Source organism: Enterococcus sp. DIV0755b, assembly GCF_051713765.1.
Classification (GTDB): Bacteria; Bacillota; Bacilli; order Lactobacillales; family Enterococcaceae; genus Enterococcus_C; species Enterococcus_C canintestini.
In genome coordinates this window covers 1,362,992-1,385,633 of the sequence record NZ_JBIOQN010000001.1, presented here as the reverse complement: position 1 = coordinate 1,385,633, position 22,642 = coordinate 1,362,992, and the positions used below count along the sequence as shown (strand labels likewise).

The following is a 22,642-nucleotide window of genomic DNA, read 5'->3' as shown; positions in this document are numbered from 1 at the left end:
TTTTATGCTTCTTATTTGAAATTGGAGGTTTTTTTATGACAAATTTTAACAAAAATTTAGCGAAGTACGCTGAACTAATTGTCGCAGTTGGTGTTAATGTTTCGAAAGGACATACTGTCGTATTGCAAATTAGTGTCGATCAAGCACCATTGGCTCGTCTTATTACCGAAAAAGCTTATAAATTAGGGGCAGCTGAAGTGATTGTGCAGTGGACAGATGATAAAATCCAACGAGAATTTCTTTTACATGCCCAAGAAGATCGTTTAGAAAATATTCCAGCCTATAAAGTGGCACAAACAGACGATTGGCTAAAAAAAGGGGCCAGCCGAATTAGTGTTGTTTCTTCTGATCCTGGGGCGTTAGCTGGTGTGGATGCTGATCGCGTTGCAACTTATCAAGCTGCGACTGGAAAAGCTATGATGAATTTACGCAAAGCGACCCAAGCAAATAAAGTAAGCTGGACTGTGGTAGCAGCAGCTGGTCAAGAATGGGCACAAAAAGTCTTTCCTGAGCTTGAGCCACAAGAAGCACAAATGAAATTATGGGAAGAAATCTTTAAAACTACCCGCATTGACCATGAAGATCCGATTGCAGCCTGGAAACAGCATGACGAAACATTGCGAAATAAAGCCGCAGAATTAAACAAGGAACAATTTTCAGCTCTACATTATACTGCACCAGGAACCGATTTAATTATTGGCTTGCCTGAAAATCACCTGTGGGAAGGTGCTGGCAGTTTTAATGCCCGCGGTGAAGAGTTTATGGCCAATATGCCAACTGAAGAAGTCTTCACGGCACCAGATTTCCGTCGCATTGATGGCGTTATTTCAAGTACAAAACCATTAAGCTATGCCGGCTCTATTATTTCAGGAATGAAATTTACCTTTAAAGATGGCAAAGTCGTTGATTTTTCAGCCGAAGAAGGTCAAGATGTCTTAGCCAAATTATTGGATACTGATGAAGGTGCTAAAAGCTTAGGTGAAGTGGCATTGGTACCTGATCCTTCTCCAATCTCACAATCTGGCATTACTTTTTTCAATACCCTTTTTGATGAAAATGCTTCTAACCACTTAGCATTAGGTTCTGCCTATGCCTTTAGTCTACAAGGGGGCACTGAGATGAGTGAAGAAGAATTAAAAGCGCATGGTTTAAACCGCAGTCAGACACACGTCGACTTTATGGTAGGATCAGATAAAATGAACATTGACGGTATTCGTAAAGATGGTACGCGCGTTCCTGTTTTCCGCAATGGAGATTGGGCGTAACGCTTTAAGTTGCCTCGTAAGTACCTTTTACTCTTGTACCAATCTGTGACTAAATTGAGTGTGTTTACAACATCATCTTGTAACAATTAGATTTTATACCGACCTAAAAGCTAACTTTTTAGGTCGGTATTTTTATTTTCCCTTACTTTTGAAAATCTGAACAAAATATTAAAAAGCTGGTTTAGCTTTTCTAGCTTAAATAAGTATAAAAAGTTAACTGTACTTTTCTTTTTTACGATTCATTAGCTTAAACCAGCAAACTTCAAGCTGAAAACATAGTAAATACTGCATTTTTTTGGTAAAATTTGATGTGATAGCCAGATATAATTCCATTATCTGGTCACTGTGAATGAACGATTCACCAGAAAGGATTGACTCCTGTGACACCTAATCGCGAAGATTATTTAAAATTAATTTTGGAACTAGGAGGCGACGAAGAAAAAATCAGCAATAAGCAAATCGTAGCTGGATTAAGTGTTTCACCAGCTTCTGTCAGCGAAATGTTGTCAAAACTTGTAAAAGAAGGCCTTGTTGAACACACTGCTTACCAAGGTGTACAACTAACAGAGACTGGCAAAAAAAGAGCGAGTGACTTAGTGCGAAAACACAGACTTTGGGAAGTCTTTCTCGTTGAACACCTCCACTACTCTTGGAATGAAGTTCATGACGATGCTGAAGTATTAGAACATGTTACTTCTCATAAATTAGCAAAACGTTTAGATAATTATTTAAACCATCCACCTTATTGTCCTCACGGTGGGCAAATACCAGCTGAAAATTCGTTAGTTACTGAGAAGAAGCGCCAAACCCTCACTGACTTTCCAATTGGTACCAAAGTTAAAATCGCCCGGGTCTTAGACGAGCGAGAATTACTGGATTATTTAGTTAGTATTGATTTAGTAATCCATGAAGAGTACATCATTACAGATATTGCACCTTATGAAGGACCTATTACTATTAGTAACGAACAAAAAACCATGGCCGTAAGCTATAAGGCTGCCAATACGATTTTTGTCGATAAATTGTAAGGAGAGATCACATGACTGAAAATACGAATGTCTTGTTTACTATCTTCGGTGCTACCGGAGACCTTGCCAAACGCAAATTATACCCCTCTTTATTTCGTTTATATAAAAAAGGCGATTTAAATGAGTGTTTTGCTGTTATTGGTACTGCTAGAAGACCTTGGAGTGATGATTATTATCATGAAGTAGTCAAAGAAGCAATCGCATCACTAAACCCTACTCCAGAAGAAGCAGAAAAATTTGCCAGCCACTTTTACTATCAATCTCATGATGTTTCTGATACTAGCCATTACACTGTTTTAAAAGACTTAACAAATAAATTAAACGAAAAATATCAGCTAGGTGGCAATCGCCTTTATTATCTTGCCATGTCACCACGTTTTTTTGGTACGATTGTAACCCAATTAAAAGAAAGTGGCATGCTTGCTACTAACGGCTATCACCGCGTAATTATTGAAAAACCTTTTGGCTCTGATTTTAAATCAGCCAATGAATTAAACAATGAGATTAATCAAGTCTTTGCTGAAAAAGATATTTATCGCATTGATCATTATTTAGGTAAAGAAATGGTGCAAAATATCTCAGCAATTCGTTTTGCTAATAATTTATTTGAATCCCTTTGGAACCAACGCTATATCGATAACGTACAAATTACTTTGGCTGAAAATTTAGGGGTTGAAGATCGCGGAGGCTATTATGATCAAAGTGGTGCTTTAAAAGACATGGTGCAAAACCATATCTTACAAGTACTTTCTTTACTGGTAATGGAACCTCCTGTAGCCTTTACTGAAGAAGCCATCCGAAGTGAGAAAATAAAAGCATTAAATGCGGTACGCCTTTATTCAGAAAAAGAAGTGCAGGAAAACTTTGTTAGAGGTCAATATACCAAAGGAAAACTCGCTGATAAAGAATTTATCGACTATCGTCACGAACCAAATGTAGCTGAAGATTCGAATACAGAAACTTTCGTAGCCGGTAAATTTTTAATTGATAACTTCCGCTGGTCAGGTGTACCTTTTTACGTACGTACAGGGAAACGGTTAACAGAAAAAGGTACTCGTATTAATATTGTCTTTAAACAAGTGCCAATTAACGTTTTTCGCTCTAGTACAACAGAAGTAGGCACTCAAAGTGAATTACCACCAAATGTATTGACAATTTATATTCAGCCGACTGAAGGCTTTAGTATGAGTTTAAACGGTAAAGAAATTGGTCAAGGTTATTCGACTAAACCAGTGAAATTAGATTATCGTAATACTGCCGAAATGGTAGAAAATTCTCCTGAAGCTTATGAACGTTTAATTTTTGATGCGTTAAATGGTGATAGCACTAATTTCACCCACTGGGATGAAGTGGCACAATCTTGGCGGATTGTCGATCGTATTCGCTTTGCTTGGGATAAACAAACACCAGATTTTCCTAACTATGCCGCTGGCACTATGGGGCCACAAGCCGCCTTTGATTTACTTGAAAAAGATGGTTTCAACTGGATCTGGCAACCAGATGAATGGTACAAAGAACGAAATTTATTGTAAAAACCATTATATCCACCGTTTGAGGTAAAGCCTCACTATAAGCAAAAAAAGCCAATAGCACAGGTAAAATAAAGAAGTTGTAACAGAATCTGCTTTTGTCACAACGTTTATTCGAAAAGAGGAGGTATGACCAGACTTTTGTCACACCTCCTCTACTTTTTTAATTTCAATTGATTTATTGATAAACTAGCGCCCGCAACGCTTCATCAACTTTTTCGGCTGTTTTACGTCCTTCACGAATCGCCCAAATTACTAAACTTGGTCCTCTTTTCGCATCTCCGGCTACTAATACCCGTTCATTATTAGTAGTATAATCATCATAAATTTCTGAAATTCCAAATTGTTCAAATAAACTTTGCTCTGCTCCTAAAAAGCCCATTGCTAGTAAAACAAGATCAGCACGTACAACTTGATTGGTCTCTGGAATTGGTTTTAAATTTTGATCAACGGCTATTGTTTCAACCCCGATTACTTGTCCTCTTTCTGCTCCAATAAAACCAGTAGTAGTAGTACTATAAGTGGTAATAGGTTCACCAAATTTTTGCAGCGCTTCTTCTTGTCCATAGCCTACTTTTCCTGTTAAAGGATATTCCGGCCAAGGATTTTGATCTGTGCGTTGTGCCGGTAGCGCAGGTGTAATTTCCAACTGCTTAACCGTAGCAGCTCCTTGACGAATTGCCGCAGCGATACAGTCATTGCCGGTATCTCCTCCACCAATTACGACTACATGTTTTCCCGCTAATTTCTTACTCGTCGCTTCTTTTCCATGTTTTAACACATCTTTTGTGGCTTCAGTTAAATAATCCACCGCAAATTGAATTCCTTGGAAATGGCGACCAGTAACGTCTAAGTCTCGCGGCACACTGGCACCAGTGGCTAAAACGATCCGATCAAATTCTCTTTCCAATGTGTCTACTGTAATATCTACGCCGACTTCAGTATTAGCAATAAAAGTGATACCAAGTTCTTGCATCAGCGCCACGCGACGCAACACGATATCTTTATCTAATTTCATATTTGGTATTCCATACATTAACAGGCCACCAAAACGATCACTTCGTTCATAAACGGTCACGTTATGACCTAATTGATTTAATCGCCAAGCTGCTGATAATCCTGCCGGCCCACTACCGACAATAGCAACCTTAAAATTCGTTTTACAGGCGGGAACGCCACTGTCTTTCACCCAGCCTTCTTCAAACGCCTTATCAATAATGAAACGTTCATTATCATGAATAGTTACGCCTGAACCATTTAGCGATTCCGTACAGCCTTTTTCACAAGGTGCAGGACAAACGCGACCAGTCATTTCTGGCAAAGGATTAGTTTTAGCTAAGCGCTCAAAGGCCGCCTTAAAACGTCCTTGGTAAAGTAAATCGTTCCATTCTGGAATCAAATTGTCATTGGGGCAACCAGAAGCAACTTTCTGCACGCCATAAAAGGTCCCCGAATGACAAAAAGGAATACCACAATTCATGCAACGGGCTGCTTGTTGTCTTCTTTGTTCTTCCAAAAGTGGTTCTTGTAATTCATGCCAGTCATTTATCCTAAGATCTACGGCGCGAAAAGGATTGTCTTGACGTTGATAGTTTAAAAAGCCAAATGGATCTGCCAAATTAGTCACGCTCCTTTCTTAAAACTGAAACAGCTTCTTTTTTGGCACCAATTACTTTTTCAAAAGCTGCATTTAAAAGCGCAGCGCCAGCTAAACCTTCACTAGCCAAATCATTTAGTGCATCATTGACCGCATGAAATTCTTTGGGATAAACTTTCACAAAATCTTTTGCTGCTGTATCCCAATTAGCTAAAATTTCACTAGCAATCGGTGAAGCTGTGTATTGCAAATGCTTTTCAATTAGTTCTTTTAAGATTTTATCTTGGGCATCAAGCGGATAAAGTTCCACCATTTCCAGATTGCAGTTTGGTGGAAAATTCTTCTCAGGATCATAAATATAAGCTAACCCACCAGACATACCAGCGGCAAAATTCCGACCCGTTTTACCTAAAATAACTGCTGCACCACCGGTCATATATTCACATCCGTTATCACCGACACCTTCGACGACAACCATCGCTCCACTGTTACGGACACAAAAGCGCTCTCCTGCTAAGCCTCTAAAATAAGCTTCGCCTTTATTTGCGCCAAAACAAGCTACGTTACCTACAATCGGTGAGTGATTGGTATCATACGCCGCATCTTCAGGTGGAACAATAATTAAGCGTCCTCCACTCAATCCTTTAGCAACATAATCATTGGCTTCTCCGATCAGTTTTAATTCCATTCCTTGGGTGGTAAATGCACCAAAACTTTGACCTGCAATTCCTTGGTACTCATATTTTAATAAGCCAGCAGTTAAGGTGTAATTACCAAAACGTTCTGCAATCCAGCCCCCCATTCGCGCACCAACACTTCGTTTGACATTATTGATGGTTTCTTTGACTGTGACAGTTTGTTTGGCTGCAATAGCTGCAGCTGCGTAATCATCTAATAATGGCCACTGCCGTTTTTCTAAGAATGGATCAACCACCTTGCGCTCAATTCCTGTAGTTGTGGCTAATAGTTTCGAATAATCAAGCGATTTTGCCTTTCCTTTTGCCACATAACGCGGTTTTAAGACTTCTGTATGACCAATCATTTCATCAACTGTTTTAAAGCCTAATTCGGCCATAATTTCTCTTAAATCTTCAGCTAAAAACATCATTGCATTTACTACGTGTTCTGGTTTTCCGGCAAAAAACTGGCGTAAAGCTGGGTTTTGTGTCGCTACACCAACAGGACAAGTGTTTAAACTACAAACTCGCATCATAACACAACCAATTGCTACCAAGGCTAATGAAGCAAAACTATATTCTTCAGCTCCTAATAAGGCTGCAATCGCAAGATCTTTTCCTGTCATTAACTTACCATCAGTTTCCAAAGTAACCCGTTGACGCAAATTATTTAGCGCTAAAGTTTGATGCGCTTCGGCTAAGCCCATTTCCCAAGGTAATCCTGCATCCCGCACTGAATTGCGCGGAGAAGCACCCGTTCCGCCATCGTAACCAGAAATCACTACTACATCAGCTCCAGCTTTGACGACTCCGGTTGCAATCGTTCCCACACCAGTTGAAGAAACTAATTTCACATTAATTTTTGCATAAGGATTAATCGTTTTTAAATCATAAATCAGTTGGGCTAAATCTTCAATTGAGTAAATATCATGATGCGGTGGTGGTGAAATTAAGCGCACCCCAGGGGTTGAACCACGAATTTCGGCTACCCAAGGAAAGACTTTATTGCCTGGTAATTGTCCTCCTTCACCTGGTTTTGCCCCTTGCGCAACTTTAATTTGTAGTTCTTCAGCACTCATTAAATATTCCGCATTTACGCCAAAACGCCCTGAAGCAACTTGTTTAATCTTACTGTTAAAGTTTCGACCATCTGGTAGCGGTTTAAAACGATCACGATTTTCGCCACCTTCACCACTATTTGATTTTGCTCCAATCGAGTTCATGGCTTCAGCTAAACATTTATGTGCTTCTTCACTTAAAGAACCATAAGACATGGCGCCTACTTTAAAACGTTTCACGATGTCTGTTGCTGGTTCAACCTCAGCTAAAGTAATTGCAGGGCGTTCTTTTTTAAATTCCCACATTGCCCGCAAAGTGGTTGGGGTTTTAAGGGCTTCTTCATTCATTGCATTTGCATAATCCTTATAAAGCGCATAGCTGCCACTGCGAACAGCTTTTTGAAAATTGTAAATAGTTTTGGGATTAAATAAATGATGTTCGCCGTCTGCTTTATACTGATAACTCCCGCCTGAAGGTAAATAATCGTTGGCGGTTGGTCCAAAAGCTTTTTGATAGTGAGCGTAATACTCTGCTTCAATTTGTGCTAAATTCAGCCCACCAATTCTACTTGCAGTACCGGTGAAATATTGCTCGATTACAGCATTTGAAATTCCTACTGCTTCAAATAATTGTGCACCGTGATACCCTGCTACCGTTGAAATTCCCATACGTGACATTACTTTAATTAGACCTTTTTCACAAGCAGTTCGGAAATTTTCAACTTTATCACTTAAATTATAGGCGGTAAGGGAAGCATAAGCCAAGTATGGATGCACGCCGCTTGCACCATATCCGACTAACATCGCGCAGTGATGAACTTCACAAACCTCGGCAGTATCAGCTACAATCGAAGCTAATGAGCCCTTGCCCCGCGCAACAAGATAATTATGCAAGCCTGAAACAGCTAATAAAATTGGAATCGCCAGCTCACCTTTTTTTCGATTTCGATCACTTAAAACAATAATCGTACCGCCGTTATCAATTTTTGTTTCCGCTTCTTTAAATACGCGTTCTAACGCTTGTTGTAAGCTATTTGGGTCTTCTTCATTTACCGGATATAAAATCGATTGAACCACAGTCTTTTGCTGGTCATAATCAATCGTCAATAACTTTTCAAATTCTGTCGTATTTAAAATTGGACTCGCAATTTTTACTTTATTGCAATTTTGTGCTTGATCTTGACGTATATCGCTATCTCTACCTAAGAAAAGTTCAGTACCGATGACTAATTTTTCGCGAATCGCATCAATCGGCGGATTGGTGACTTGCGCAAATTGCTGTTTAAAATAAGTAAACAACGATTGAGGCTTGTCGCTTAAAACAGCTAAAGGTGAATCAAATCCCATCGAGATGACAGGCTCTTCGCCGTTTTGGGCCATCGGTAGGATCACCGTTCTTAAAATCTCATCTGTATATCCATTTAATTGCCACAACTGTCGCATTTCTTTTTCAGTCATAACGCAAGTTTTTTTCTTTGGCGGCTTTATTTCATCTAAATTAATTCTCTTTTCAGCTAACCACTTTTCATAAGGCTTAGCGGTAGCATACTTTTGACGAATTTCATCATTACGATAAATCTTACCTTTTTTTGTATCGACAATAAATAAATTGGCTGGGCCTAAAACCCCTTTTTCAATCACTTCATTAGGAGCTAAGTCAACTACACCCGACTCTGAGGCTACGACAATTAAACCATCTTTTGTAATAGAATAACGAGAAGGACGTAACCCATTTCTATCCAATGCGGCTCCAACCATTTCACCATCGGTAAAACATAGAGCAGCCGGTCCATCAAAAGGAGCCATAAAACTAGCGTTGTATTCATTAAATGCTTGTAATTCTTTTGATAAATTGGCTTCTTTAGACCATGCTTCTGGCACCATCATCATTAAAGCATGAGGGATATCTCGGCCATTACGATACAAATATTCCAAACAATTTTCTAATTTAGCTGAATCGGAATTATCTTCGTTATAAATTTCAATTTTATGGCTATGCATCCAGTTTTCTGCACCACGTAATGTGTTAATTTCGCCATTATGTGCCAAAAAACGAAATGGTTGCGCTCGGTCCCAACTTGGAAAAGTATTCGTTGAAAAACGAGAATGCGTTAAAGCAATGCTTGTTTCCATTAATTCATCTTTTAAATCTGGATAAAAGCGGCCAACTTGATACGCATGCAACATTCCTTTATAAACAATTGTTTTGGCTGAAAGACTACAAATTACCAATTCGGTTGGATTGTAGGCTTTTTCAATTTTACGTCTTAAACGAAATAGTTGGTCTTCAAAATCCCGGCCACTTTTAACATCTAATGGTTTTTCGATGAAAAGTTGTAAAAAATTCGGCATTACAGCTTGGGCGCCTGGGCCACATTCATAAAAATTATACGGGACATCTCTAGACCATAATACGTCATAACCCGCTTTTAGAATATCTTCGATTAACACTTGAGTCATTTGTTCTTTTTGAACTTTGTCTTTTGGTAAAAATAACATTGCAACAGCATAATCACCATTTTGAGGTAAAGTTATCCCCGCTTCGCTAGCTTTTTTACGAAAGAAGCGATCTGGTAACGCCATTAAAATACCCGCACCATCGCCAGTATCTGGTTGGGCGCCCGTCCCGCCCCGGTGGTTCATTCGTTCTAACATTGTTAAGGCGTGTTCAACTAATTGGTGGGAGGCTTGGCCATCTTTTTGCGCGATAAAGCCCATTCCACACGCATCTTTTTCAAACTTGGGATCATACATCAAGTTTTTCTCTGCAATTTTTTCCACGCAGGCACCTACTTTTTTTATTTTCTGAAAATTCTAATTTCAAATAGTTTACATTGTTTTTCACAAGACTGCAATTACTTTCAAAAATTTTTCCGCTATTTTTTTAGAAACGTTCGTAAAATATAATAACAGCTCGAAATTTACAGACGAAATAAGGACTTGAAATGCCGACACATTTCAGGTCCTTATTTACTATAACGAGTAACACTATTTTATTTTTTTCTTTTATTCAATTCCCTGTTCTACAGCTTCAGGAAAGCTTTCTTGGACAATTTCAGTACAATGGTGGCACAATGATGGTAATTTAGGGGTGCTACCAATTTCTTTACGGACTTGGCGACAACGATCACATACATGACCATCGGCTTTTTCTACTAAAATCGCCACATCATCAAATTTCATCGCATTACTTGGAACCGCAGTCCCGACTTTTTCAACTGTAAAGTAGTCTGATGCTACAATTAACAGTTGGGCCAAATCACTATCAATTGCTGTTAGTAAGTCTGCTACTTGTTCATTAGGGTAAATCGTCACTTTAGCTTCCAATGGTTTCCCAATTAATTTTTCGTTACGGGCTTCTTCTAACGCTTTTAAGACGTTATCTCTGAAATCTAAAAAGGCACTCCACATATCCAGTAACTCATCTTGATTGGCAAATTCTTCATAACTAGGCATTTCAGCTAATTGCACATAGTCGTCGTCTTCTTGCAAGTAAGACCAGATTTCTTCTGCTGTATGAGGTAGAATTGGTGTCAAAAGTTTTGTCAAAGCAACAGCTGCTTGATAGAAAACAGTTTGCATGGAACGTCTTGCATGATCATTTTCAGCTTCGATATAAACGACATCTTTCGCAAAATCCAAATAGAAAGAAGACAAATCAACTGTTAAAAAGTTCATTACAGTCCGATAAATGTGTAAGAAATTATATTTTTCATAACCATCTTCTAAAATTGTTTTGATAACTTGATTTAAACGAACTGTCATATATTTATCAACTGAACGTAATTCAGAATATGGTACTGCATCTGTTTTCGGATTAAAGTCATTCGTATTAGCAAGTAAAAAGCGCATAGTGTTCCGGATTTTACGATAAACTTCTGAAACTTGATTCAAAATATCCATCGAAACGCGCACGTCTGCTTCATAATCGACACTTGCCACCCAAAGACGCAAGATATCAGCGCCCATTTGATTAATAACTTTTTCCGGCGCAATGGTGTTTCCGAGTGATTTACTCATCTTACGACCTTCACCATCTAAGGTAAAGCCTTGTGATAATACAGCTTTATAAGGTGCAACTCCATTAATCGCAACACTGGTTGTAATACTTGAATTAAACCAACCACGGTATTGATCTGAACCTTCTAAATACATATCGGCTGGAAAACTTAATTCTGGTCGTTGCCGTAAAACAGCTTCATGCGAAGAACCTGAATCAAACCAAACATCCATAATATCATTTTCTTTAGTAAATTCACCATTAGGAGAACCTGGATGTGTGAATCCAGCAGGTAATAATTCTTTTGCTTCTTTTTCAAACCAAATATTTGAACCGTGAGCGGTAAATAATTCTGCGACATGTTCAATTGTTTCAGGGGTAATGATTGCTTCACCATTTTCCGCATAAAAAATTGGCAACGGTACACCCCATGCCCGTTGGCGAGAAATTACCCAATCTCCCCGATCACGAATCATGTTATAAAGACGGGTTTTACCCCATGGAATAATCCAATCAACTTTTTCAATTTCAGCTAAAATATCTGCTCTAAATTTATCAATAGAGGCAAACCATTGTGGTGTTGCACGGTAAATAACTGGTTTTTTCGTCCGCCAATCATGGGGATAGCTGTGGGTGAAGAAATCAAGTTTTAATAAAGCGCCTTTTTCTTCCAATAATTTTGTTACTTCTGGATTGGCTTTATCGTAAAACATCCCTTCAAAACCTGGTGCTTCTGCAGTAAAGACGCCGCGATTATCAATTGGTGATAAAACGTCTAAACCATATTTTTTACCGACGATATAGTCATCTTCACCATGACCTGGTGCAGTGTGAACTAACCCAGTCCCGGCATCTAATGTTACGTGATCTCCACACATTACTAAAGAAGTGCGATCATAAAATGGATGTTGCGCTGTCATGTATTCCATTTTAGTACCAGGAAATTCTTGTAAGATAGTGACATCTTGCCAGCCAATTTCATTTTTGACTGTTTCTAATAAATCTTTTGCCACCACATATTTTTTTCCATCTGCTTCAATTTGGACATACGTATAAGTAGGGTTAACCGAAATACCTAAGTTTGCCGGTAATGTCCAAGGTGTTGTCGTCCAAATAATCAAAGAAGTATCTGTATCTAGTAGACCTTTACCATCGACAACTTTAAATGCTACAAAAATAGATGGTGATTTCACATCTTTATATTCAATTTCTGCTTCTGCTAAAGAAGATTCACTGGAGGGTGACCAATAAATTGGTTTTAGACCTTTATAAATATAGCCTTTTTCTGCCATCTTCCCGAAAACGCGAATTTCAGCAGCTTCATAAGTTGGATCTAGCGTAACATAAGGATTTTCCCAATCTCCGGCGACTCCAAGCCGCTTAAAGTCGTTACGTTGTTTATCAACTTGTGACATCGCATATTCCCGACATTTTTCGCGGTACTCAGCCATGGTCATCTCTTTGCGTTTAATTCCTTTGTTTGCTAATACTTGCTCAATTGGTAAACCATGGGTATCCCACCCCGGAACGTAAGGCGCCCGAAAACCAGACATTGATTTATAGCGCACAATAATATCTTTACTAATTTTATTTAAAGCGTGTCCAATATGAATATTGCCGTTGGCGTATGGCGGTCCATCGTGTAAAACAAAAGAAGGTTTGCCTTCGTTTAACTTTTGGCGTTGTCCGTATAAATCCGCTTCTTCCCAATCTTTTTGCCATTCTTTTTCCCGATTCGGCAAATTCCCCCGCATGGGAAAACCGGTTTTGCCTAGATGCAATGTTTCTTTCATCTTCATCAATATCCGCTCCTATTCTATCTACTCACTATTTTTTCAAAATAAAAAACGTTCATCCCAACCAAGGGACGAACGTTGTCGTGGTACCACCCAAATTTGTACAAAATGTACTTCTTTGTGATTGTTAACGAAATCATACGTTAATGTCTACTTACTTCAACATTAAAACCAATAGAGGATCTTTTTTTTAGCAGGGTTCATCGGTCTTTCACTATCACCGACTCGCTGAAAGAAAGTACTAAAAACTTTTCTGTTCTATTTTTGGTCTTTTTCTTCAATTTTATTTAGTAATTCCTTGGCATCATCTAATGTGTTAACCGCAGGAATTTCTTGACTTGGTGTGATAATTTTTTCACTGGCCTCAACAATATCCATTTGATTTTCAGTCATATCACTGTTTGAGTTTACTTCATCTGGATTTTCTTTGTCAAGCTCTTTTTCCATTAGTTCTTGGAATGCTTCATGTCCATCTTGCACATAACTTGCAAATGGTTTTAAAATTTCATCCCATTCCGGACTTTTCACTTGTTCTAATTGAGATTGTAACATTAACGTCAAGTTTTGATGGAACACTCGCGTTTTTGTTTTCAAATCGTTGGTTTCAGTCGCCAATTGACGTGCGCTTTCACTAGCATCATTTAAAATTTCTTTGGCTTTTTGTTCAGCAGCAGTCGTCAATTCGTGGGCATGTTTTTCAGCACTTGAGACTAATTCATCTGCTCGATTTTGAGCGGAAGTTACGATTACTTCAGATTCTTTACTTGCACTTGTTTTCACTTTATCAGCAGTATCTTGGGCTACGATAATGGATTGATTCAAGGCGTCTTTTAACTCATTGAAATATTCAAGTTTTTCTTCTGCATGTTTTAATGCTTTTTCCATTTCACGATTCTTTTGTAATAACTCTTCATAATCACGACCTACTAAATCTAAAAAGTCGTCAACTTCGTCTTGATTATATCCGCGCATTTTTACCGCGAAAGTTTTATTGTTAATGTCTAATGGAGTCAATGCCATTTTCTTACCACCTCTACTTATTTTCTTAAAACACCTAAAGTTAAGCGTATTTTATCTTTTTTCGTTTTTCCTTCAATTTCTTGTAACTGAATACGGCCAAAACCGCGAACAGAAATAATATCTAATAAATCTAACATAAAATCTGGACGTAATGTTTCGGTCCAATTCACTTTAATTTTGCCACTTTCCACTAATTGTTTAGCTCGTTGACGTGAAATATTAAAAACTGTTGCAATAACTGTATCTAAGCGCAGAGAAGAGACGGTTGTTTTTTCTTCTTCCCAGCTATCTTTTGGGGTTAATATATCAGTATAATGCTGCTCTTCTAATCTAGCTGTTACATTGCCGACTTTGACGATTTGTAAAGCTACAAAACTCGCGACTTCTTTTGCAATAAAGATTTGCCACGCAGAGCCATCACTAATAATATCTCCAAAATACTCGCGCTTAATTCCCGTCCCAATTAACGTTCCCAATAACTTACCATGACTTAAATTTGCAAATTTTTTGGGATAATGAACCTCATAAACGGCAATGTCAAACTCATCTAAAGTTGGTTCATAATAATCGGGATAAATTAATAAGCGCCGTCTTTCAGCTTGCTCATAACCACCGTAAAACATGAATTTCAAATCGGTTTCTTGCCGAATCAAAGTTTCCGCAATATACGCTTGACGTGGATCTAAAAAATCAGTTAGATACGGTGCATATTGCATTTGGACTTGTTCAATCCAGTCAGTCACAGCGTCAATAAAAGGGCGTTCATCAGCCCGAAAATGTTGATAGACATTTACGTTCATAGATTCCCACCCCTTTTCTTAATACATAATATTGACTAAAATTGTTGTTAGACCTTGACTCGCTAAATTCAATACAATAATTGCAACTGCAATTGTTAAATCAATTGGGCCAATCGTTAAATTAAGTCGATCAAATAAACTCAAATATGGTTCACAAATTTTTCTTAGAAAACGACCAATAGCTGACTGATACCCACCAGGAAACCAAGATAATAAAGCATAAATCATTAGTAAAACCGAATAAAAATAAACGGCATCGTTAAGCAAACCTAATAACCTAAAAATGGCAATTGCCTCCTTAATTTAAATCATATAAATCTGTTTCTGTGGGCAAAGAATCTTGACCATCAATTTCAACATCACAAGGCGTACATAAGAAAATTTCATCACCGACGCGTTTTATATCCCCATCTTGGGCATAAACCGTACCAGTCAAAAAATCAACGATTCGTCGCGCTTGATCTTCTTCTACCGATTGAAAATTAACTAATACCGCCTCACCATTTAAAACATGCTGTGCGATTTTTTTTACTTCTTGATAATTGCGAGGTTCCAAAATAGTAATTTTGCTAGCGTTTCCCTTTGAATGACTAGTACCATGTTGCCGTTTAGTATTTGTTGGTGTCTTCATATTTTGACGCAATGAAACAACTTTTTTATCTGTCTTTGGCACCTGATTCACAGGAACACTTTCCTCAATAGGATTTGACTGTTCTACTGGTATTTCTTCAACAACCGCTTCATAACCATCGACCCCAGGGGCCACTTCATATTCATCATAGTTATCTTCTGATAAACCGAAAAAATCTGCCGCTTTGCTAAAAATCGACATGATAACTCCTCCTTTTAGACATCTTTGACTAAAGCAGTACCGACACGAATAAATGTTGCCCCTTCATAAATAGCTGCTTGAAAGTCATTGCTCATTCCCATACTTAATTCATGACAAGGAGCATAGACTAAATTAGCCGCTTCAATCTCTTGTTGCAATTGTCGTAGTCTACCAAAAACATCCCGTTGTACCGATACTGTAGCTCCAAATGGTGCCATTGTCATCAGTCCTACGACCTGTATTTTATCATAAGCGGCTAGGGCTAAAATAAATTCTGAAAGTTCGGCTGGTGCAACGCCATGTTTTGATGCTTCACCTGAAACATTGACTTCCACGAAACATTTAATAACATGTTCGGCTCTTTTTTGAATTTCTGCTGCCAAGCTTAAACTATCTAAAGCGTGGAAATAGTCTATTTCATTTATAACTAATTTTACCTTTCTCCGCTGTAAATTGCCAATAAAATGCCAACAAATCGTATCAATATCAGCCAATTCTTGTTTTTTCTCTAAGAAAACATCGGTACGGTTTTCTGCTAAATCTAAAACGTTCAGATCTGTCAACTGGCGCATTACTTGACTAGAGACCGTTTTTGTCACGGCAACCAACCGGACACTTTTTTCATCACGACCAACAAGAGCACATGACTCCTGTATCTCTTGTCGGACCTCCCGCAAGTTCTCAGCAATCATGTGCTCTTACCTCCAAAGCTTTAATTAACGTTTACGACGGAAAAATGGTGGTGTACTTAATTCATCATCATCACCAGATTTTACATCGTCGCGATTAAATGTATCGAATTCTTTCTTTTCGATATTTTCAAATTGTGTATCATCAACTTTAGGACGCACTGTTTGTTCCTTGCGAATATCCCAGTCACCAAAAGCATTGTCATCTTCTGGTTGTGTTGGTTTTGCTTGTTCCATATCTAAAACCGGTTTTTGTGGGATGCTGTGGATTTGATTTTGTCTTGAAGTACGACCTTTATTTTCCTTTTTTGTCGGATCAATTCCGGTTGCAATTACTGTTACGCGGATTTCATCTCCTAGTTCTTCATTGATTGAAGTACCTAAGATGATGTTGACATCCCCTGTGGCAGCATTTGCTACAATATCAGAAGCATCTTGTGCTTCAAACAAGGTCATATCTAAACCACCAGTAATATTTAATAAGACTTGTTCTGCTCCATCGATTGAAGTTTCAAGTAACGGAGAAGAAATAGCTTTCTTCGTCGCTTCAATGACACGATCTTCACCAGAAGCAACACCGATACCCATTAAAGCAGTACCTTGATTTTCCATTACTGTTTTCACATCAGCGAAGTCCAAGTTCACGTAACCTGGTGCAGTAATTAAATCAGAAATACCTTGTACTCCTTGACGTAAAACGTTATCGGCTTCACGGAATGCTTCAAGCATTGGTGTCTTTTTATCAACAACTTCTAATAGACGGTTGTTTGAAATAATAAGTAAAGTATCCACGTTTTCTTTTAATTGTGCGATACCTTCTGCGGCAAAGCGGCCACGTTTAGGACCTTCAAAAGTGAATGGACGTGTTACGACACCAACTGTCAAAGCGCCAAGTTCTTTTGCAATTTTAGCGACGATTGGAGCAGCACCAGTACCAGTACCACCACCCATACCAGCGGTAATAAAGATCATGTCTGCGCCATCTAATGCTTCGCGAATAGCTTCTTCACTTTCTTCTGCAGCCTTTTGACCAACTTCTGGTTGTGAGCCTGCACCAAGACCTCGGGTATATTTAGGCCCTAATTGAATAACAGTTTCAGCTTTTGAATTTTTTAAGGCTTGGACATCGGTATTAGCTGCGATGAACTCTACACCTTTAACGTTTTCTTCGATCATACGGTTGACTGCGTTGCCACCGCCACCGCCGACACCGATAACTTTAATGACTGCGCCGTCGTTTACGGTATTGTCAATTGAAAATTCCATAATGTTTATTCCTCCTGCTTGGGTTTAGTCGAAAATATTCGAAAAGAAATCTTTTACTTTGTCTTTAACGCTTTCGCCAGTTGATTCGTCAGCTTCTTCATACGTTTCTTCTGGGCTATCATATTCATCATAAGCTGGTTCTTGTGTAACAGGAACCGGTGCTTCTTGACTTGTAGCAGGTTGTGTACGTTCACCCGTTACAGCTGTTTTTGCCAATTGATAAACTTCACTTAAATTTGCAGAATAATCTACAATTGAGATGACATTGGTAAAGACTGGATTACGTAAGCCCATATGATTTGGTACATAAAGTTTAACGTTTGTGCCAAAAATTTCTTGAGCTAAGTCGACAACGCCAGGTAAACTTGCGGCACCGCCAGTTAAGACAACCCCACCTGGTAAACTTAACGCATCAATTTCATCTAAAACTTCTTTTGATTTAGTGAAAATTTGTTCCATCCGAGCTTCAATGATTTCAGCTAAGTAGCGTTCATCAATTTTGACTGGTTCAGATTTACCAATTACGTCTACTGGAAATTCTTCACTAGCAGATGTGCGTTCTGGGTAAGCATCTCCATAATTAATCTTCAAAGCTTCAGCATTGTTAAAAGATGTATTTAAAACAGTTGAAATATCTTTTGTCACGTATTCGCCACCTTCTTGGTTAACGTGAGTAAATTTCAATTGTTTATCATGCATAACTGAGGTCGTCGTTTGGCCACCGCCAATATCAATAACCGTTGTTCCAAAATCTTTTTCACCATCAGATAAAATAGATTCTGTTAAAGCAAGAGGTGTAATCACCATTTCATTTAAGTGAAGACCTGCTTTTTCCACACATTTACGAATGTTGTGTAAAATAGTTTTAGGTCCAGTGAAAACAACACCAAACATTTCTAACCGTACACCAATCATTCCGCGTGGGTCTTTAATACCTTCAAAGCCATCCACTGTAAATTCTTGTGGCAAAATCGTAATGATTTGTCTTTCAGGAGGAACTGAACGTACTAAAGCAGCTGAAGCGACATTGCGTACATCTTCATCTGTAATTTCTTTTGATTCGCTGTTAACAGCAATCATTCCTTGACAATTTTCCACTTCTAATAAATTGGCTGGAACACCAACGCTTACACTACGAATTTGGATACCTGCTTTTTCTTCTGCTTGCTTGACGGCTCGTTGAATTGCTTGAACCGATTTTTCAATATCGACAATAATCCCTCTGTTAATACCTTCAGATTTGGCGTTGCCTACACCAATGATATTCATTTGGTTTTCGACATACTCTGCAACGACAACTTTCACTGAAGTCGTTCCAATGTCAAGGCCGACATACATTCCCGTTTTTGCCATGAATGGGATTCCCTCCTACTAAATTTCCATATAGATCGAACAGTAAAGGTCCGTTTTTATCTATCAGTTTAATATTTTGTTCACTGCTAACAATAATACCACAAAAATCAACTTTTTAGAAATACGTTATGAAAAATATTTGAAATTTTTATTGCTCTATTTGAGTGTTATTATTGGTTTCACTTTGAGTTTCATTTTCTGCTGTATTTTCATTGGTTTCATTTTGATTGTTTTCGCTTTGCGCTGAATTGGAAGAATTCGTTGTTTCTTTCGTTTTTTCATCTTCCTTAGGATACGGATAGGTGAAAATTCCCACTTCCATATCGACAACGCCTTTACCTTTTAACTCCTTAGCAACTTGAGGATAGTACTTTAGTTGCTCGGCTAGATTTGAGATATTAATAATAACGGTATTGCCATCATTCATCAATAAATTTAATAACTCAGCGTTGGCATTTGTTGGCGTGTATTTAATTTGCGAAATACTACTGCGTAATGCTTGTGAAAGTTTTTGGTACTGTTTTAAAACAGCCAAAATACGCTTTTGCGATTTAAAGTCTTCTAGTATGGGCAGGTTTTCTGCTGGTTTTTTTACCGTTTCAGCCAAAACCTTGCCATTTTCAATCACCGGAGCATAGCTGTCACCTTTTTCTAAAATAGCGACTTCTTGATATTCTGTTACAGTTAATTTGAATTCATTAAAATGTTCAATCGCAACCGAAACACTTTTTACTCGTGGCAAAGCTTTCTTTATTTTTGCTTCATTTTCTTTTCGATGCCAATATTGAGACCAAAGGCCCTCGTCAAGATTAAATCCAGCTGCTTGTGTTACAGCTGTTTTTGTTACAGTATCATTTTTTACCACATGAACCGCAGCCAGTTTACTTAAAGGAGAAACGTAGTACAAAGTAAATAACAACGGTATTAAAAAAAGTAAGATTATAATCGTCAAACGGCGGTAAAGTACCGAATTTCGTTCATATTTCAATTTTGGCAACCGATCGGCAAAAGAACCATTTGGGTTTAAAGAACCCCCTTCAATCGGTAAATCACTGGCATTTTCCGGTAATTGTGGTTCTTCTTTTTGCTCCTGTCCAGCAATAACTGTCGGAGACCACGTCGCATCTTGACCATTTTTTTTTCGATACTCCAAGTTGGCTTTTTGCCACGGCGTCAAATTGACAGCATGGACGTCTGACTTTTCACCACTTTTATTGGGCTGGTCTTTCTTACTGATATGCGTCACCACCTTTATCTTACGCAGTAATTTCCTGCACTAATTGGAAGAGTCGTTGACTTGCATCTGGTATACCTTCTGATTTAGAAGCAGATGCCATTTGCTGCCGTTTTACTTGATTTTTCATAATCTCATCAATAGCTGCAACTAATGACTCAGCAGTCAATGCGTCATCTTTAATCATGAATGCAGCGCCAGCGTCGACTAAACTTTGAGCATTTTTGGTTTGATGATCTGCGGTCACGTAAGGACTAGGAATTAAAACTGCTGGTAAGCCTAATGCAGTAAACTCCGCAATAGATGTCGCACCAGCTCGTCCCACCAATAAGTCACAGCAAACCATCACTGCCGCCATCTTATCAATATAGGGCGCAATACTAACATTTGTCAACTGGCTTAAGTCAATCTTTGCTTCATTTTTAATTTCATTAAAGTATCTTTCCCCAGAAGCATATAAGACCTGATAGTCACGGGTAGCAAAAATTGGCAAAGCTTTAGTTACGGCTTGATTGATCTTTAAAGCACCTTGACTACCACCAAAGATTAAGGCAGTTGGTTTGTCTTCTTTTAAACCAAAAGTTGTCAAAATATCAGATTTTTTAGTATCACTTACTTCACTAGCACGAGGATTCCCTACCAATACAGTTTTTTCAGCGGGGAAAAAATGGGCCGCATCTTTAAAACAAATCCCAATCTTAGTGGCATAACGACTTAAAAACTTGTTGGTCATTCCTGGAATACTATTTTGTTCGTGAACAATTGTCGGAATTTTCATTTTAGCGGCTGCATAAACCACCGCTCCAGAAACATAACCACCTGTTCCGATGACGACATCTGGTTGAAAAGATTTTAAAATTTGTTTTGCTTCTTTAATGCTTTTGAAAAAAAGCTGCAAGGTCTTGACATTGTCAAAAGACAGTTTGCGTTTAAACCCTTGAATTTCTAAAGTTTTAAAGGGAATATCGGTTTTAGGTAGAATTTTATTTTCTAACCCTCTTTTCCCCCCCACATACATAAATTCAGCTGTCGGTTCTTGTTCTTTGACGTATTTTACAAAGGCTAAGGCAGGATAGATATGACCACCTGTTCCTCCACCTGTTACTAATACTTTCACGTAATTCGCTCATTTCTATTATTTTTTCAAGTCATTTACGGCTGCAATAAAACGGTCGCCTCTAATTTCAAAATTTTTATATTGATCCCAACTAGCATTGGCAGGAGATAATAAAATCGTATCACCAGGCTCACTTAGGGCGTAAGCTTTTGCTACAGCTGTTTCAGCATTTTCACTAAATTCAATAGTTGGAATATGGGCATCTCGTGCTGCCTGTGCTAGCTTATCTTTTGTCTCACCAAAAACAATTATTGCCTTTAATCCAATTAACGATGGGATTAAATCATCAAAACTATTACCACGATCTAAACCACCGGCTAATAAAATTAATTTTTCATGGTTAAAACCACTCAATGCCATCTCTGTCGCTAAAATATTTGTGGCTTTCGAATCATTGAAAAACCGCCGTTCGTTAATTGTTCCTACAAATTGAGTCCGATGTGGCACCCCACTAAAACTTTGTAACGTTTCTTTAATGTCTTCATTTGAAATATTACGTAATTTCGCTACAGCAATTGCTGCTAACGCATTTTCAACATTATGATTGCCAGGTACTCCTAATGTATCAGCTGCCATAATAAATTCATCATAAAAGTACAATTTACCTTCTTTTTGATAAGCTCCCCGTACTATCTGGGTACTAGAAAAAGGAACAACCTGAGCTTTTGTCGTTTTAGCTAAATCTTGGATAACCTTTTGGTCCCAGTTTAAAACTAAATAATCAGTTGCAGTCATATTCTCTTGGATATGCCATTTAGCTTTTTCATATTCTGCTTGGGAACCATGGTAATCTAAATGAGCAGAAAAAATATTGGTGATAACCGCAATTTCTGGATGAAAGGTTTTAATGCCCATTAATTGAAAACTAGATAATTCTGTTACCATGACATCATCTTTTTTTGCATCTTGGGCTACTGTACTAGCCGGATAACCAATATTACCAGCTAACAGTGCTTTACCTTTTTTCATCCCCGCATTTAGAATTTCACCAATCATTGTCGTTGTAGTCGTTTTTCCATTTGTACCCGTAATTCCAATGAGTGGGCATTCTGCAATTTGATAGGCTAATTCAACTTCAGTAATAATTGGCAAACCTTTTTCCACTGCTTTTTTCACTAGCGGTTGACTATAGGGAATACCAGGATTTTTAACCATTAAGGCAAAATCTTCATCTAATAATTCAATAGGATGACTACCAGTTACAACTTTAACCCCTAACGCCAAAAGATCTTGCGCTTCTGGATTTTCTTCAAAAGGTTTGCCGTCATTAACGGTAACAAGTGCGCCCAAATCATGTAACAATTTGGCCGCACTGAATCCACTTTTTGCTAATCCTAACACAAGAACTTTTTTATTTTGATATTCATTAATTTGTTTCATT

Annotated in this window: 16 protein-coding genes; 3 read left to right on the top strand and 13 right to left on the bottom strand. The window is 38.2% G+C overall.

Annotation, left to right across the window (positions count from 1 at the left end; translation table 11 throughout):
- The first annotated feature begins 35 nt into the window (after window positions 1-35).
- From IGI65_RS06560 to zwf, 3 genes are all read left to right on the top strand, one after another.
- Window positions 36-1,265 (top strand): aminopeptidase, encoded by a 1,230-nt coding sequence (locus tag IGI65_RS06560; RefSeq protein ID WP_095007095.1) that lies wholly within the window; start codon window positions 36-38, stop codon window positions 1,263-1,265.
- A gap of 380 nt (window positions 1,266-1,645) precedes the next feature.
- Complete coding sequence (locus IGI65_RS06555; RefSeq protein ID WP_438773625.1) at window positions 1,646-2,293, top strand: metal-dependent transcriptional regulator; 648 nt, start codon at window positions 1,646-1,648, stop codon at window positions 2,291-2,293.
- Between the two features lie 11 nt (window positions 2,294-2,304).
- Window positions 2,305-3,825, top strand: a complete 1,521-nt coding sequence (gene zwf / locus IGI65_RS06550; RefSeq protein WP_438773624.1) for a glucose-6-phosphate dehydrogenase — start codon at window positions 2,305-2,307, stop codon at window positions 3,823-3,825.
- Between the two features lie 175 nt (window positions 3,826-4,000).
- Here zwf and IGI65_RS06545 read toward each other — a convergent pair whose 3' ends face one another.
- The 13 genes from IGI65_RS06545 to murD all read right to left on the bottom strand — a co-directional run bounded on the left by IGI65_RS06545 (window position 4,001) and on the right by murD (window position 22,641).
- Window positions 4,001-5,440 (bottom strand): glutamate synthase subunit beta, encoded by a 1,440-nt coding sequence (locus tag IGI65_RS06545; RefSeq protein ID WP_438773623.1) that lies wholly within the window; start codon window positions 5,438-5,440, stop codon window positions 4,001-4,003.
- A 1-nt stretch (window position 5,441) separates the two neighbouring features.
- Complete coding sequence (gene gltB / locus IGI65_RS06540; RefSeq protein ID WP_438774417.1) at window positions 5,442-9,908, bottom strand: glutamate synthase large subunit; 4,467 nt, start codon at window positions 9,906-9,908, stop codon at window positions 5,442-5,444.
- Window positions 9,909-10,160: 252 nt separating this feature from the next.
- Window positions 10,161-12,953, bottom strand: coding sequence for an isoleucine--tRNA ligase (ileS, locus tag IGI65_RS06535; RefSeq protein ID WP_438773622.1), 2,793 nt, complete (start codon window positions 12,951-12,953; stop codon window positions 10,161-10,163).
- A 255-nt stretch (window positions 12,954-13,208) separates the two neighbouring features.
- Window positions 13,209-13,970: a DivIVA domain-containing protein gene (locus tag IGI65_RS06530; RefSeq protein ID WP_071863635.1), complete on the bottom strand. Its 762-nt coding sequence runs from the start codon at window positions 13,968-13,970 to the stop codon at window positions 13,209-13,211.
- A 17-nt stretch (window positions 13,971-13,987) separates the two neighbouring features.
- A complete protein-coding gene (locus tag IGI65_RS06525; protein ID WP_438773621.1) occupies window positions 13,988-14,770 on the bottom strand; it encodes an RNA-binding protein in 783 nt (260 codons plus the stop codon).
- Window positions 14,771-14,788: 18 nt separating this feature from the next.
- Window positions 14,789-15,037 (bottom strand): YggT family protein, encoded by a 249-nt coding sequence (locus IGI65_RS06520; RefSeq protein ID WP_071863633.1) that lies wholly within the window; start codon window positions 15,035-15,037, stop codon window positions 14,789-14,791.
- 31 nt (window positions 15,038-15,068) lie between these two features.
- Window positions 15,069-15,602: a cell division protein SepF gene (locus IGI65_RS06515; protein WP_438773620.1), complete on the bottom strand. Its 534-nt coding sequence runs from the start codon at window positions 15,600-15,602 to the stop codon at window positions 15,069-15,071.
- 14 nt (window positions 15,603-15,616) lie between these two features.
- Entirely contained in the window at window positions 15,617-16,294 is a 678-nt protein-coding gene (locus tag IGI65_RS06510) for a YggS family pyridoxal phosphate-dependent enzyme (RefSeq protein ID WP_438773619.1), read from the bottom strand.
- 24 nt (window positions 16,295-16,318) lie between these two features.
- Window positions 16,319-17,557: a cell division protein FtsZ gene (gene ftsZ, locus IGI65_RS06505; RefSeq protein ID WP_071863630.1), complete on the bottom strand. Its 1,239-nt coding sequence runs from the start codon at window positions 17,555-17,557 to the stop codon at window positions 16,319-16,321.
- 24 nt (window positions 17,558-17,581) lie between these two features.
- Window positions 17,582-18,910 carry a cell division protein FtsA gene (ftsA, locus tag IGI65_RS06500; RefSeq protein ID WP_071863629.1) on the bottom strand — a complete coding sequence of 443 codons (1,329 nt, stop codon included), beginning with the start codon at window positions 18,908-18,910 and terminating at the stop codon, window positions 17,582-17,584.
- A gap of 148 nt (window positions 18,911-19,058) precedes the next feature.
- Window positions 19,059-20,156 carry a cell division protein FtsQ/DivIB gene (locus IGI65_RS06495; protein WP_245813044.1) on the bottom strand — a complete coding sequence of 366 codons (1,098 nt, stop codon included), beginning with the start codon at window positions 20,154-20,156 and terminating at the stop codon, window positions 19,059-19,061.
- 10 nt (window positions 20,157-20,166) lie between these two features.
- Window positions 20,167-21,261: an undecaprenyldiphospho-muramoylpentapeptide beta-N-acetylglucosaminyltransferase gene (gene murG / locus IGI65_RS06490; RefSeq protein ID WP_438773618.1), complete on the bottom strand. Its 1,095-nt coding sequence runs from the start codon at window positions 21,259-21,261 to the stop codon at window positions 20,167-20,169.
- 18 nt (window positions 21,262-21,279) lie between these two features.
- Window positions 21,280-22,641 (bottom strand): UDP-N-acetylmuramoyl-L-alanine--D-glutamate ligase, encoded by a 1,362-nt coding sequence (gene murD / locus IGI65_RS06485; RefSeq protein WP_438773617.1) that lies wholly within the window; start codon window positions 22,639-22,641, stop codon window positions 21,280-21,282.
- Window position 22,642 lies beyond the last annotated feature (1 nt).